Annotated in this window: 13 protein-coding genes; 2 read left to right on the top strand and 11 right to left on the bottom strand. The window is 38.9% G+C overall.

Annotated features, from left to right (window positions below):
- Positions 1-193: 193 nt before the first annotated feature.
- From ACPF64_RS05890 to lpxO, 9 genes are all read right to left on the bottom strand, one after another.
- A complete protein-coding gene (locus ACPF64_RS05890; protein WP_426455805.1) occupies positions 194-805 on the bottom strand; it encodes an alpha-ketoglutarate-dependent dioxygenase AlkB family protein in 612 nt (203 codons plus the stop codon).
- Positions 802-1656, bottom strand: a complete 855-nt coding sequence (locus ACPF64_RS05885; protein WP_426455804.1) for a methylated-DNA--[protein]-cysteine S-methyltransferase — start codon at positions 1654-1656, stop codon at positions 802-804. The genes ACPF64_RS05890 and ACPF64_RS05885 overlap by 4 nt, the downstream gene beginning before the upstream one ends.
- Before the next feature lie 126 nt (positions 1657-1782).
- A complete protein-coding gene (gene pgsA, locus ACPF64_RS05880) occupies positions 1783-2370 on the bottom strand; it encodes a CDP-diacylglycerol--glycerol-3-phosphate 3-phosphatidyltransferase (protein ID WP_005037212.1) in 588 nt (195 codons plus the stop codon).
- 118 nt (positions 2371-2488) lie between these two features.
- Complete coding sequence (locus ACPF64_RS05875; protein ID WP_426455803.1) at positions 2489-3283, bottom strand: thioesterase family protein; 795 nt, start codon at positions 3281-3283, stop codon at positions 2489-2491.
- 118 nt (positions 3284-3401) lie between these two features.
- Positions 3402-5201 carry an excinuclease ABC subunit UvrC gene (gene uvrC, locus ACPF64_RS05870; RefSeq protein WP_004640818.1) on the bottom strand — a complete coding sequence of 600 codons (1800 nt, stop codon included), beginning with the start codon at positions 5199-5201 and terminating at the stop codon, positions 3402-3404.
- 133 nt (positions 5202-5334) lie between these two features.
- Complete coding sequence (locus ACPF64_RS05865) at positions 5335-5865, bottom strand: CHAP domain-containing protein (protein WP_198079120.1); 531 nt, start codon at positions 5863-5865, stop codon at positions 5335-5337.
- A gap of 294 nt (positions 5866-6159) precedes the next feature.
- Complete coding sequence (locus tag ACPF64_RS05860; RefSeq protein ID WP_198079121.1) at positions 6160-7203, bottom strand: DUF1311 domain-containing protein; 1044 nt, start codon at positions 7201-7203, stop codon at positions 6160-6162.
- On the bottom strand, positions 7200-7322 hold the full coding sequence (locus ACPF64_RS05855) for a hypothetical protein (protein ID WP_426456108.1): 123 nt from the start codon (positions 7320-7322) through the stop codon (positions 7200-7202). Before ACPF64_RS05855 ends, ACPF64_RS05860 begins: the two co-directional genes overlap by 4 nt.
- A gap of 100 nt (positions 7323-7422) precedes the next feature.
- The gene (lpxO, locus tag ACPF64_RS05850) at positions 7423-8337 is read right to left on the bottom strand and encodes a lipid A hydroxylase LpxO (protein ID WP_003654540.1); all 915 of its coding nucleotides are present in this window, start codon (positions 8335-8337) and stop codon (positions 7423-7425) included.
- A 571-nt stretch (positions 8338-8908) separates the two neighbouring features.
- Here lpxO and fadB point away from each other — a divergent pair.
- Positions 8909-11062: a fatty acid oxidation complex subunit alpha FadB gene (fadB, locus tag ACPF64_RS05845; RefSeq protein WP_017388496.1), complete on the top strand. Its 2154-nt coding sequence runs from the start codon at positions 8909-8911 to the stop codon at positions 11060-11062.
- 12 nt (positions 11063-11074) lie between these two features.
- Positions 11075-12247 carry an acetyl-CoA C-acyltransferase FadA gene (gene fadA, locus ACPF64_RS05840; RefSeq protein ID WP_004640802.1) on the top strand — a complete coding sequence of 391 codons (1173 nt, stop codon included), beginning with the start codon at positions 11075-11077 and terminating at the stop codon, positions 12245-12247.
- Positions 12248-12291: 44 nt separating this feature from the next.
- Here the strand turns inward: fadA and ACPF64_RS05835 are convergent, their stop codons facing one another.
- Together ACPF64_RS05835 and ACPF64_RS05830 are read right to left on the bottom strand one after the other, a co-directional pair.
- On the bottom strand, positions 12292-12783 hold the full coding sequence (locus ACPF64_RS05835; RefSeq protein ID WP_426455802.1) for a hypothetical protein: 492 nt from the start codon (positions 12781-12783) through the stop codon (positions 12292-12294).
- Positions 12784-13031: 248 nt separating this feature from the next.
- Positions 13032-13679, bottom strand: coding sequence for an RBBP9/YdeN family alpha/beta hydrolase (locus ACPF64_RS05830; protein WP_426455801.1), 648 nt, complete (start codon positions 13677-13679; stop codon positions 13032-13034).
- Position 13680 lies beyond the last annotated feature (1 nt).

Below are 13680 nucleotides of genomic sequence, written 5' to 3'. Positions count from 1 at the left end.
ACCCGACTTTATGATAATTTAACCTTTTCTTACATTTTAATGCATTGAATAGATCACAATATTCTCATATTATGATTTTAGCTCTTATTGATGATTCTTTTCATCAGCAGCTCATCAATAGAAGCATCCCCCTCAGAGGAATAAGCTCATGTTGCCATCATGGGCTTTTTTCTTGCCCAATTTTTAATGAAAGTTATGAAAACTGAAACTGCCTGAAAGTAAGATTAATACGCGGCTGTAAAATCTTTGTTGAGCGATTTAAACGATGTTGCCAATGTTGTTGCGTTTCACCACGCATCACGATGAGTTGGCCGGGTTGTAGCCACAATTCAACTTTTTCTTTACTTTGAATGTGTCTAAAAGAAAATTTACGGGTAGCTCCAAAACTTAAAGATGCAATCGTTGTGGTTTTCGCTAAAGAAACATCCGAATCACTATGCCAAGCCATACCTTGTGTTCCATCTTCATAAAGGTTTGCCAAGCACGAGTTAAATTTTTCTGAAACTCGCTGTTCTACCAATTGTTTGAGTTTGGCAAGCGCTCGATCCCAAGGCAAAGAATCACGAATGACACCCGAATATTTATATTGATAATAATTATCCCCATACCATGCCACTTTTCGGGGGGTGATAAAGTGCTTGCCATACAACTTAGCCTCGTCATGTTTCCACGCGAGATGTTGGTAAAGATAGTGAAAATATTGTTCAGCTTCTTCTGGGCTTAAAATACAACCATAGTCCTGAACTTCACCATCGTAGGGTAATAAATTCTCACAAGGCTCTGGAGCAAATAAATCCAAGGTCATGCGGTCTCTCCATGTTGCTTTGACATCTCCCAGGCTAACAATGCCAATTTACGCCCCTTTTGCCAATGATATTCTCCGACCATACCCGTTGCACGAATCACCCGATGGCAAGGAATTAAATATGCAATCGGGTTTTGTCCAATTGCTGTAGCAACAGCTCTGACAGCCTTAGGCTTGCCAATTTGCTCTGCAATATCTTGATAGGTCCGCAATTGCCCTTCTGGAATGGTCAGTAACGCTTCCCAGACTTGCAATTGAAATGGAGTTCCAGCCAAATTAAGCGGAAGTTTCCGCTGTAAGTGTTCTGAGAAATCTTGATCAAACCACTGTGCAACTTGTTGATGCCAAATCGGCGATTGATTTTTTAATTGAGCTTTAGGGAACTGCTGTTTAATTATTTCTTCGATATTCTCACGAGTATTGATAAAGCGAACAGAACATATTCCCTTTTCGCTGCTTATAACCAACAACTCACCAAATGGGCTTGCCTCAATCGAATAATTAAGTATAACCCCTTCACCTTGCTGTTTATATTCACCAGGCGTCATGCCTTCAAGCTGAATAAACAAATCATGTAAACGGCCAGTACCAGACAAACCCGTGTTTAAAGCAGTCTCTAATAAGCTGCGTTGCTGTAATAAATAATATTTAGCCTGCTGCAAACTCATATATTGAACAAATTTTTTCGGGCTAATACCTACCCATTCTTGAAACTGGCGTTGAATATAACCTGAACTTAAATTCATATGACTCGCAACATCATCCAGACTAGGTTGCTGGTCCAGATGTTCATATAAATATTCAATTACAGTGGCAATTACAGCAAATTGCCGAGAAGAAAGCATTTGCATGTGTCACCTCCTTAGCACTTATATCTTACATTAAAGTACCTAAAGCTCGGTGACGACCCGATTCTTGCACTATCCGAAAATAAAAAAGCCTTTCATTATAGAAAGGCTTAATCATTCAATCTGAAATTAAGGTTGCTTTAAATAAGGCCAAGCGGCTCTTAGGTAAATAAACATTGACCATAAAGTAAGAATCACAGCGGTATATAACAAGGCATATGCCAGCATTTCTAAAGGCTGCCAATTAAGTAAAAACACACTGATGGCAATCATCTGAAAAGCTGTTTTATATTTACCTACTGTCGATACAGCCACACTCGTTCTTGCGCCAAGTTCTGCCATCCACTCACGCAAAGCAGAAACTGTAATCTCTCTTGAAATAATGACAATTGCAGCAAAAGCCATTGATATGGTCGGGTTCCATTGCACCAAAACAATCAGTGCTGCCGCCACCATAAGCTTATCTGCAACTGGATCTAAAAAACGGCCAAATGCTGAAGTCTGGTTTAAAGTTCGTGCCAAATAGCCATCAAACCAATCGGTAATAGCAGCAAACACAAAAATTGCAGTCAAGATAATATGACGACTCATACTTCCTTCATGCTCACCAATACCCATTGCAGGCGGCCAATACGCAATCACCAAAAATACAGGAATAAGCGCGATACGCGCCAAAGTTAGGATATTTGGGATATTCAGGATTCGCCCTGTGGTCATAAACACCGCCAATTTAGTCTTCAAGCATCTTGTAACAGACAAAAATACATTCTTCAATATTGTATCTATCTGTAACAGCCACTTTATACGAAATATATGAATCGAGGAAGTAGACTGCTTAGGTAAATACCGTAACAGTTTGCCGTAAAATTGCAATTAAATGATCATTTTGATCCCATAAATGCGCATATTCTGTGGAATAACCTTCACCAGCATATTCAGTTACCACTTTATATTTAAACCAGTCACATAGTTGATGCTGGATCGGATGCACATAGGTGATGTGCCAAGTTAAAGAACTTGCAGGAGCAACTTGTTTAAACATCGGCAATACACCAGGTGGCCAAATATCCATCAGAACAATTAAATCTGGCAAAGTCATTTGACGATTTTCATGCTTCTCTGGGGAAAATCTTGACCATCCTCCAAAGTCAGCATACTGACTTCCTGTAACAGGATAATGACCTTCTGCCCAGCATACATCAAAATGTTGATAGCATTCTGGCATTTGTCTAGCAAAAGGAAGAGGCTGTAAGTCTTCTGGCTGTGCATATACTGGAACCATAGGTTCTTGGCGTACTTCAATAGTCGAAGTGCGAGGCACACCAAAGCTTGCGACCAAAATAGTTTGTACCGCGCCATCTTGCCATAAACGGGTTTCAAGCGTAGTGACCGACTTTCCTTCCCTTAAAATTTCAATAGTCAATTGGGCAGGTCCCTGCTGTACAGGGCCAACAAAAGTAATACTACAACTTAATAATCTTTTATTTGGGTCGTGAATATTTGAACATGCTTTTTGCATCAACAACCCTGCAACAAAACCACCAAAAACCGTGCGGCCTTGTAACCATCCTTCAGGTATTTCAATCCATTCCTTTTCTTTTATTTCTTCAAATATTCGCAGTAATGACATTCCTTCCCCTAAAACGAAAGTGTTATTAGGAAATATCTTTCATCATTTTGATTGGAATGTGAATGGTCAATCATTTAGTAATTGGCGAATTATTTTGTCACTCACATTATTCGCATGATTATTCATGGAGAATTTTATAAATTGTTCTGGCCATCATCTCACCAAAACCAGGCACAAGTGTGAGCTCTTTTTCTGAAGCTTTCAAAACACCTTGGATCCCACCAAAATGAGTCAATAAATCTCGACGGCGTTTCGGTCCCAACCCCGGAATTGCTTCTAAAACTGATGTACTACGACGTTTATCACGTTTAGCTCGGTGTTTAGTAATTGCGAAGCGATGGGCTTCATCACGCACCTGTTGAATCAAGTGCAATGCTTTATTGTCTTCTGGTAATTGAATTTTCGTGCCATCAGTAAAATGTAGGGTTTCAAGCCCTGGTTTACGCCCTTCACCTTTCGATACCCCCACCATAAAAGCATCTAGCCCAAGCTCTTGCATGACATCCATCGCCATGTGGAGTTGACCTTTACCGCCATCAATCAACAACAGATCAGGCAATATGGCTTTTTTATAACGTCGTGTTAAGGCTTGGCGCATGGCAGCATAATCATCGCCACCAGTAATATCTTGAATGGCAAATTGGCGGTAATCACGCTTACGAGCACCACCTTGGTCAAACACCACACATGATGCAATTGGAGCTTCACCCATGGTGTGACTAATATCAAAGCATTCAATACGATCGACGGGTCGTCCAATCACTTGTTCTAACTGATGAAAACGTTCATTGAGTTCTAAATGATTACTCAACTGCCCCTTAATGGCATGTTGAACATTCATTTCAGCAAGCTCTAGCCACTCCGCACGAGTTTCTCGCACACTACTCTTAATTTGGACCTTCTTCCCAAACTGCTGTGCCAATGCTTCTTCTAACTCTTTACGGTCAGGTAAAGCAATATTCACAATGAGTTCATTTGGAACTTCATCTGCAACCTGAAAGTAAAAGTTAGCCATAAAGTCACTGAGCATTTGACCAAGATCATCGCCAAGCATGTCTGGGAAATAACTTTTACCTCCCAACATTCGCCCATTGCGTACATACATAATTTGTACGCATGTCACGCCAGCCTGATATGCAATTGCCAGAATATCCGCTTCACCTTTAACCTTAAAAACAGCTTGTTGTGCTTGAACTTCACGAAGCAAAGACAATCGGTCACGGTAAAAAACAGCTTTTTCAAATTCGAGTTCAGCCGCGGCTTGCTCCATTTTGGCAATGAGCTCTTGATTTAACTCTTTGGTGTCACCCTGCAAAAAGCGAATACTGTTATTAACGTCTTCTTTATAATCTTCGGGTGAAATCAGGCCTACACAAGGTGCAGAGCAACGCTTGATCTGATATTGCAAACATGGGCGCTTGCGCTGTGAGAAGTAGCTATTTTCACACTGACGAACATTAAAAAGCTTTTGTAAAACCAGTAAAGTATCGCGAGCGCTATAGGCGCTTGGATAAGGTCCAAAGAACTTACCAATTTGATGCTTCCCTTTGCCACGACCGCTCGCAAGTCGAGGATAGGGCTTATCTGACGAAACAAAAATATAGACATATGACTTATCGTCCCGCAGCATGATGTTATAAGGCGGACGATGTTGTTTAATTAGGTTTTGTTCTAAAAGTAATGCTTCGGTTTCTGAACGAGTCACCAAAGTTTCAATATTATAAATTCGTGCAACCAAAGCCTGAGTTTTAGGATGCTCAATCGTTTTAACAAAGTAACTCGATACCCGATTTTTTAGGTTTTTTGCTTTGCCGACATATAACAATTCGCCCTCTTTCCCTAGCATTTTATAAACGCCTGGAAGTTGGGTCATGTGGGCTAAAATTTTTTCAATATGGGGACGAGCGTTTTGATTCACTATCGGCAGACATGGCTTAATACTGAATAGCTAATGTGATGTTTTAACCACTACTTTTCAAGTGCTTTACTGTGCCAGAAGCCAAATTTGAAAAGAGATTTTGATAGGCCCCGACAGACTATGTCGTACTATTTTAAGAATCGAGACGATAGTAGCTATATTTCACATCTTTTTCTTTATAGACCGCATAGGTTTTTTGGCGAAAATCTGAGAACCAGCCATTACCCGTATAACCCGCAATATGACCATATGTGTGGCCACTTGTCCGCTCAATAATATAGATATCACCTTCTTGAGGACGGTTAAAAGCAGGTTTAATTTTCTTATAGCCATTCTTCTCAAGCGTATGCCCCCAATCAGAGGCAGCTACTGGGTGCTTAGACACATCGGCTCCTGCGGCTTGTAAAGCAATACGAATATTCTTGGCACATTTTTCTTTACTATGCTGTGCCGACATGCTTTCAAGCTTACTTGAAAACTTATGCAAATTAATATTTTGATCTTCAGATTGCTGTCTTTTAGCATCAGATTTTTTATGTTTTTCAGACGTCGGAGCTGCTTGTCTTAACATCACTTTCATTTTTAAATCATCTTGAGAGCTTTCTTCTTTTCTCTCTGCGATATGATGAACATGTGCATGAACTGCGTGATGAGCATGAGCCATTTTAAAACCTACTTGCGCTAACCAGTCTTCGGAAAAACCGCGTCATTGTAGAATCAAAATTGCTTATTGGTTTTTAATAGTTGTAACAAATTGCCAGTACTGTGAAATGAGTCACAAAATATATTAAGTACTGTACAGCATAAAAAACGCCCTTTCGGGCGTAATAAAACTATTCATTTATCTATAATTACTGGGTTAAAGCTCTCACTCATAAAAGTCAGAGTAATTACCTATAATTGGTCAATCCCATCCATTTTAAACACGATTGACCAAGTATTTATAGAGAGTTCCAGATTAATTTAAATTATTTAAATAAACCGTTCGCTCTATAGTTTTTTGGGTAAAGCACTGTGTATATTGCATCTCTTGGTTTTGCTGACGCATTTCAGCAGTCCAATAATTTGATTGTTTCTGATAAGTTTCTAAATCTTTTTCAGGAATATCATCAACACTCTTTTGTGCCAGTACCTTACACTCAACATCACGTTTTTCAAACCAGTCGGATTGATCTTGTTTAAATTGAGTTTTTTTCTCAGCACTCAATTTATCCCAATTCTGATTTAAACGTTCTACTTGCTTAGCTTTATCAGCATCCAATTCTTTTTTACGAACATCCATGGCTTTCTGTGCCAATTCAGTCTGTGCATTATAATTTTCTGCAGATTGCTTATCATCCTCTACACGACTTTTTTCATAACGTTGATTTTCTTCAACATAAGCCGCATATTGCACAGCTTTGGTTGCAACAAAAACCACTCCTTCAATCACAGTATTTTGACTTGGCAAATTAAACACCAAACCCTCTTTATCTGTTTTCGTGATGTTATAGAAAAAGTCACCTTTCAATTGATCATGTTCGAGGGTCAAAGGTGAATCACTATTAGAAAAATGGTCATTGAGTATATCTGATTCTTCATCAGAGTAGCGCTGTTCTTCAATATATGCTTTTTCCGCACGTTGTTGTAAACCTTTCGGAAATGAAACGACCAATTGGCTTTCACAACTTAATTGTGTATTTTTTTGACTATCGTCTTCTAAGGGTAAAGTGCGAATATTTTTAATTTCAAACTTCAACCCTTGATTAATTTTATTAAGGATATCCGCATCAACCTGATATTGACTTTGTCTTAAACTGCGTTCGATTTGTTTCAAATACTCTTTTTTCAATGAGGTTTGAATCTGATTCAAATTCTCAGGATGCGTACAGCTCCAATCCGAAATTGTCTCAACTTTATCTGTTTTTGATTTTGGCTCTGGCTTAGATTTTCCACATCCAGTCAATATTACTGCTGCGCTGAATGTAGTTATTACTAAAGCTTGTTTCATCACCGTATTCATTTATATTCCATGCAAATTTTTAAATTTATCAAGTACAAGAAAGGTATATATTTACCAGTTGCATTATCATCCCAATAATTAATATAAAATTCACCTAAAATTTTAAATAAAAATACTATCCGCTCTAATAATCATCTTTTTAAGTGCGAAAAAATAAATGCAAATTATTTAAATAATCAAAATAATCAAAATAAAAAAACGCCCTTTCGGGCGCTTTAATTAAAATACATATGGTCGAACAAAAATCAGGAAGAAAATCCCAAGCATCAGGAACCATTTTAAAAAGTAATATAATTTACGATTTTTAGCTTTTAATGCTTTGGCTTTAATACGAATTTGGTAAACATAACCAAAAGCTTTATTTAAACCGCCTGTTTGATCACCTGTTTCATTCGGTGAGCTTGCCGCGGTCATCACACTACGACCGAACCAATGGTTAAAACGTTCCATCCATTTCACTTTCATTGGACGTTCAACATCTGCAAAGAAAATGATACGGTTTTGATCTGTCTTATTTTCAGCATAGTGAATATAAGTTTCATCAAACACTACACTTTGGCCATCACGCCAAGAGTATCTTTCACCATCGACATCAATAAAACAACGGTCATCATTTGGTGTAATTAAACCCAAGTGATAACGTAATGAACCTGCATATGGGTCACGGTGTCTTACCAAACGGCTATCGGGTGCAAGCTCAGTAAACATTGCGGCTTTAATCGTCGGCAATGTTTTAAGAAGAGCTGTGGTCTTTGGGCAGAGCTCAGCAGCAGATGGATGACTTGATTCGTACCATTTTAAATAAAAACGTTTCCAACCTGTTTTAAAGAACGAGTTAAAACCTAAATCGTTATAAGTACTCGATGCTTTAATCCCACCTTGATCATATAAAGCTTTCGCTTCGTCACGAATCATTTCCCAATTTTCATCCAACACTTTTAAATCTTTAAAATGCTGGGTGTCGATATAAGGTTGATTCGGCACCTTTGAAAAGATGTACATTAAAAAGTTAATCGGTGCGAGCAAGGTTGAATGGTCAAAAAATTGACGATAAAACGAGTGACGCACTTTGCCGCGATGTTGGATATACAATGCTGATATCACAAAAATCGCTAATATGATCCACTTAATCATATTGCTACTCTTTTAAAAGATTGGGGCAACTTCACCTTATATTTAAGGTCATAGAAACCGGAGGTTTATTTAATTGGCGCAAATTTTAACAAAATTGACTTATAAAAAGCCAATGTAAAAAAATTAAGTCAAATGATAGAGATCATACTTTAAATAAAAAAAATAAATATACGTTATTTTTCCATAACTTTAAGAACTTAAAATTTATGCATATTCCTATTTTCTTTTATAGGCTATGACTTGAACAATTGACTTTTTTGACAAAAAGTTAAGCTTTAAAACTTAATCGTTTTTATATAAAAATTTGATAATTCCAATGCGTTATAAAGGAAAAATTAAATTAAAACAAATGACTTTAGTTTACATCTATCTTTATGATTTCTTTTATGCATTTACTAGAGATGAATTAAATAAAAAATAAGATGACCCTTGCGTCACGGCTTGATACAACTTGTCAGGTTTTTTTTAGATATAGTTATCGTAAGATTAGCGAAGCATAAATGTGTACCAAAGCTGTGCACACGCTTCATAACATCAATTTAGAAGTCCTCCAAAACCAAGGAGATCAGGCATGATCCACGCTGGCAATGCCATTACCGTCCAAATGCTTTCGGACGGAATTGCAGAATTCCGCTTTGACTTACAAGGTGAGTCGGTCAATAAATTTAACCGTGCAACAATTGAAGATTTCCAAGCTGCTATTGCTGCGGTAAAAGCAAATAATGATATTAAAGGCTTAGTTGTTACCTCTGGCAAATCAACATTTATTGTTGGGGCAGACATTACCGAGTTTGGTGAAAATTTCGCTCAAGGTGAAAAAGCGATTGTTGACTGGCTTATGCCTGTTCACGAAATCTTCAATAGCTTTGAAGATTTAGACATTCCAAAAGTTGTTGCTATTAACGGTATGGCGTTAGGTGGCGGTTTTGAAATGTGTTTAGTGTGTGACTATCGTGTGATGTCAGAAGCTGCACAAGTGGGCTTACCAGAAATTAAACTTGGTATTTACCCAGGTTTTGGCGGTAGCGTACGTTTAAGCCGTGTTATCGGTATCGACAACGCGGTTGAATGGATGGCGATGGCTGCTCCGAAAAAACCGGCTGCTGCACTAAAAGATGGTGCTGTAGATGCGGTTGTAGCTGCTGATAAATTACTTGATGCTGCAACTGATTTAGTTAAGCAAGCAATTTCTGGTCGTTTGAACTGGAAAGCAAAACGTCAAGAAAAACTTGATGCTGTGAAATTGAACCCACTTGAGCAAATGATGGCGTTCAACACAGCAAAAGGTGCAGTACTTGCTAAAGCGAATCCGGCTCAATACCCTGCTCCAAAACTATTACTTGACTCATTACAAGCGGGTGCAAGCCTTGCGCGTGACGAAGCATTAAAAGCTGAAGCTGAAGGTTTTGCTAAAGCAGCGATTACTCCACAAGCTGGTGCATTGATTGGTTTATTCCTCAATGACCAAGTTGTTAAGAAAACTGCTAAGAAACATGAAAAAGGTGCTCACCCTGTAAACCAAGCAGCTGTACTTGGCGCTGGTATTATGGGTGGTGGTATTGCTTACCAAGCGGCAAGCAAAGGCACACCAATTATCATGAAAGATATTGGTAATCCACAACTTGCACTAGGTATGTCAGAAGCGAACAGCTTGTTAACTAAACAAGTTGAACGTAAGAAAATGAAACCTGCACAAATGGGTGAAACCCTTGCACGTATCCGCCCTACTTTAAGCTACGATGAGTTTAAAGAAGTCGACATCGTGATTGAAGCGGTTACAGAAAATCCAAAAGTTAAAGAAATCGTTCTTGCTGACACTGAAAAGCATGTTCGTGAAAATACGATTATTGCGTCTAACACATCTACAATTTCAATTACACGTTTAGCGAAAGCATTACAACGTCCTGAAAACTTTGTAGGTATGCACTTCTTCAACCCAGTTCACATGATGCCGCTTGTAGAAGTCATTCGTGGTGAAAAGACTTCTGAAGAAGCGATTGCAACTACTGTTGTTCTTGCTCAAAAAATGGGTAAAACACCAATCGTTGTAAACGACTGCCCAGGGTTCTTGGTTAACCGTGTATTGTTCCCTTACTTTGGTGCGTTTGACCTTCTTGTAAAAGACGGCGCAGACTTCCAGCAAGTTGACAATGTAATGTCTAAGTTTGGTTGGCCAATGGGTCCTGCTTACCTCATCGACGTTGTAGGTATCGACACTGGTGTACATGGTGCAGAAGTGATGGCTGAAGGTTTCCCTGACCGTATGAAGCCAGACTACAAAGGTTCAATCCAAGCAATGTACGAAGCTAAACGTCTTGGTCAAAAGAATGACGTTGGTTTCTATAAATACGAACTCGACAAGAAAGGCAAGAAAGCAAAAACTGTTGATCCAACAGCGTATGAAATCATTGCTCCTTTCGTAACGGGTGAAAAACGCGAGTTTGATAACCAAGAAATCATTGACCGCATGATGCTTGCTTTCTGTAACGAAACAGTTCGTTGCTTAGAAGACAACATCGTTGCAACTGCAGCTGAAGCTGATATGGCAATGATTATGGGTGTAGGTTTCCCTCCATTCCGTGGTGGTCCATGTCGTTATATCGACCAAACAGGTGTTGCTGAATACGTTGCACTTTGCAACAAATATGCACACTTAGGTAAGGCTTATGAAGCGCCACAAATGTTGCGTGACATGGCTGCTAACAACAAAAAATTCTACGGTTAAGGAGCAACGTGAATGGCTACTTTAAATCCACGTGACGTTGTCATCGTTGATGGCGTACGTTCTGCAATGGGTAAAACCAAAAACGGTATGTTCCGCAATGTACGTGCTGACAGCTTATCTGCTGAATTAGTTCGTGCACTCGTTGCTCGTAACCAGTTTGATACCAATGAAGTTGAAGACTTGATCTGGGGCTGTGTAAACCAGACTCTAGAACAAGGTATGAACATTGGACGTAACATCGGCTTATTGGCTGACCTACCAAAAACTGTGGCAGGTCAAACTGTTAACCGTCTTTGTGGCTCTTCTATGCAAGCACTTCATACGGCTGCTGCACAGATCGCAACAAACCAAGGTGATATCTTCATTATTGGTGGTGTAGAGCACATGGGCCACGTAGGTATGATGCATGGCATCGACCTTAACCCAGAAGCATCTAAACACTACGCTAAAGCATCTAACATGATGGGCTTAACAGCTGAAATGTTAGGTCGTATGAATGGCATTAGCCGTGAAGAGCAAGACGCATTTGGTGTTGAATCTCACCGCCGTGCTTGGGCTGCAACACAAGAAGGTCGTTTCAAAAACGAAATCGTTGGTGTTGAAGGCCACGATGCAAATGGTTTTAAAATCCTTTGTGACATCGATGAAGTGATTCGTCCAGATGCAAATCTTGAATCATTCAAAGCATTACGCCCTGTATTCGATCCAAAAGGCGGTACGGTAACTGCGGCTACATCTTCAGCTTTATCTGATGGTGCTTCTGCAATGTTACTTATGTCTGCTGAGCGCGCACAAGCGTTAGGTTTAAAACCACGCGCTGTAATTCGCTCTATGGCAGTTGCAGGTTGCGACGCTGCAATCATGGGTTACGGTCCAGTTCCAGCAACTCAAAAAGCGCTTAAACGTGCTGGTTTAACGATGGCTGATATTCAAACTATCGAGTTAAACGAAGCATTTGCTGCTCAAGGCTTATCAGTAATGAAAGGCTTAGGCGTTTATGACAAGCAAGACATCATTAACTTAAATGGTGGTGCGATTGCTTTGGGTCACCCACTAGGCTGTTCTGGTGCGCGTATCACCACTACGTTGTTAAACGTAATGGAACAACAAGATACTCAAATCGGTCTTGCGACGATGTGTATCGGCCTTGGTCAAGGTATTGCAACGATTATCGAACGTGTTTAATTAACACCAAGATAAAAAAATCCCCGCTCAATGCGGGGATTTTTTTAATGGCCTTGAAGACCATCTTTAATTTTCTGCTGTAAATCTCTAATATCTTGAATATTCACTTTCATCGTACCCTCACGATAAGCATCGACATTACTTCGATTAATATTCAAATCTCTTAACATTTCAAAGATACCATTGGTTGGATCAGAAGATTGTATTCCACCTGCTACCGCTAAAATGTATTGTTGCAAGAATGGAGAAAATTGAGACAAATCAGGCTGTGCCATAACTGGCTGATAATCTACCGTAGTCATACCTTCAGGCACCAAAGCATTCTGTATATCGTAATGCGTTTTATACTCATGATGTTGCAGAGCTTGACGCACTTTTTTATCTTCTTGAAAGGGTACAAATCCCACCTCTTCACGTAACTCAGATTCAGCCATAACGCGAATTGTTGGTAAAGTAGCGACCTCTTCAGCTTGAACAGTCGGCAACCCTATAAAAGCAAATACAGCAATGAAGGCTGATTGTTTTAGAAAGTTCATAACTTGCTCCAAAAATCAGTCACCCTATTCAAATTAAAAAGATGATGATTAAATTAAAAGTATATATAAATAGGCTACAACAAAGTCGAATTTGATTCAGTAAGGCTCAGATAAACGGTAAATATAATTAAAAATTTTAATGTAATAGTAAGGTTCTTTTATTTATTAGAAGAGTCCAATTATATAAATGCACTCTATAACTTAAACAAAAGTGTCCAGATTATAGAGTGCGATTTATCTTATAAATTTTATTCCCTCTCTAACATCTCTTTTAAAGAATTCACGACTTGCGGAAATGTTGTATAACCTTCCCGCCCTAAAAAATGCCCGCCATTAGGCACTGTAATGTACGGCGCATCAATTTCTTTAGCCAATTGAATCGTAAGTTTTGGTGGAACCAAATCATCATTATCAGACAAATAGACAAGCTTTTTCTTTATGTCATGAAAGTAACTCGTATCGACTTTGCTTTTTGTTATATAAGCATCGAGTGGGGAAAAATCTGAAATAGGTCCAGAAAATCCGGATACTAAAATCATTCCTCCAATATTTTGGTAATCATGTCTTTGCAGAAAGTGCAGTAACGTAATTACCCCTAAACTGTGTGCAACAAAATAGGTATTTTCATCCACAGTAGGGATATGTTGGTCTAAAACCTTCTGCCACGCATCTACATCTGGATGTTCAGAATCTGGAAATGGAATTAAAGTAACGGTTGTATGTTCATCTTCTATTTGATGTTTTAGGTCTAAAAACCAGTGATCATCTATAGAGGCTGAATAACCATGAAGTACAAATATTTGACGCATGTTGTTCTCCCGAAGTTCAATTATTTTGGCATTTGCAACAAATGACATGAAGCCGAATAACACCAATAAAATGAGTTTTCTAATCATG

This window comes from Acinetobacter sp. KB005, from assembly GCF_049949095.1.
Lineage (GTDB): Bacteria > Pseudomonadota > Gammaproteobacteria > Pseudomonadales > Moraxellaceae > Acinetobacter > Acinetobacter calcoaceticus.
Note: the sequence above shows the minus strand (reverse complement) of the source record. Positions and strands in the feature narration are given on the sequence as shown.

Coding starts and splice junctions, on each gene's coding strand:
- ACPF64_RS05890 (WP_426455805.1), bottom strand. CDS start 805: ATGACCTTGGATTTATTTGCTCCAGAGCCTTGTGAGAATTTATTACCC.
- ACPF64_RS05885 (WP_426455804.1), bottom strand. CDS start 1,656: ATGCAAATGCTTTCTTCTCGGCAATTTGCTGTAATTGCCACTGTAATT.
- pgsA (WP_005037212.1), bottom strand. CDS start 2,370: ATGACCACAGGGCGAATCCTGAATATCCCAAATATCCTAACTTTGGCG.
- ACPF64_RS05875 (WP_426455803.1), bottom strand. CDS start 3,283: ATGTCATTACTGCGAATATTTGAAGAAATAAAAGAAAAGGAATGGATT.
- ACPF64_RS05865 (WP_198079120.1), bottom strand. CDS start 5,865: ATGGCTCATGCTCATCACGCAGTTCATGCACATGTTCATCATATCGCA.
- ACPF64_RS05860 (WP_198079121.1), bottom strand. CDS start 7,203: ATGAATACGGTGATGAAACAAGCTTTAGTAATAACTACATTCAGCGCA.
- lpxO (WP_003654540.1), bottom strand. CDS start 8,337: ATGATTAAGTGGATCATATTAGCGATTTTTGTGATATCAGCATTGTAT.
- fadB (WP_017388496.1), top strand. CDS start 8,909: ATGATCCACGCTGGCAATGCCATTACCGTCCAAATGCTTTCGGACGGA.
- fadA (WP_004640802.1), top strand. CDS start 11,075: ATGGCTACTTTAAATCCACGTGACGTTGTCATCGTTGATGGCGTACGT.
- ACPF64_RS05835 (WP_426455802.1), bottom strand. CDS start 12,783: ATGAACTTTCTAAAACAATCAGCCTTCATTGCTGTATTTGCTTTTATA.
- ACPF64_RS05830 (WP_426455801.1), bottom strand. CDS start 13,679: ATGATTAGAAAACTCATTTTATTGGTGTTATTCGGCTTCATGTCATTT.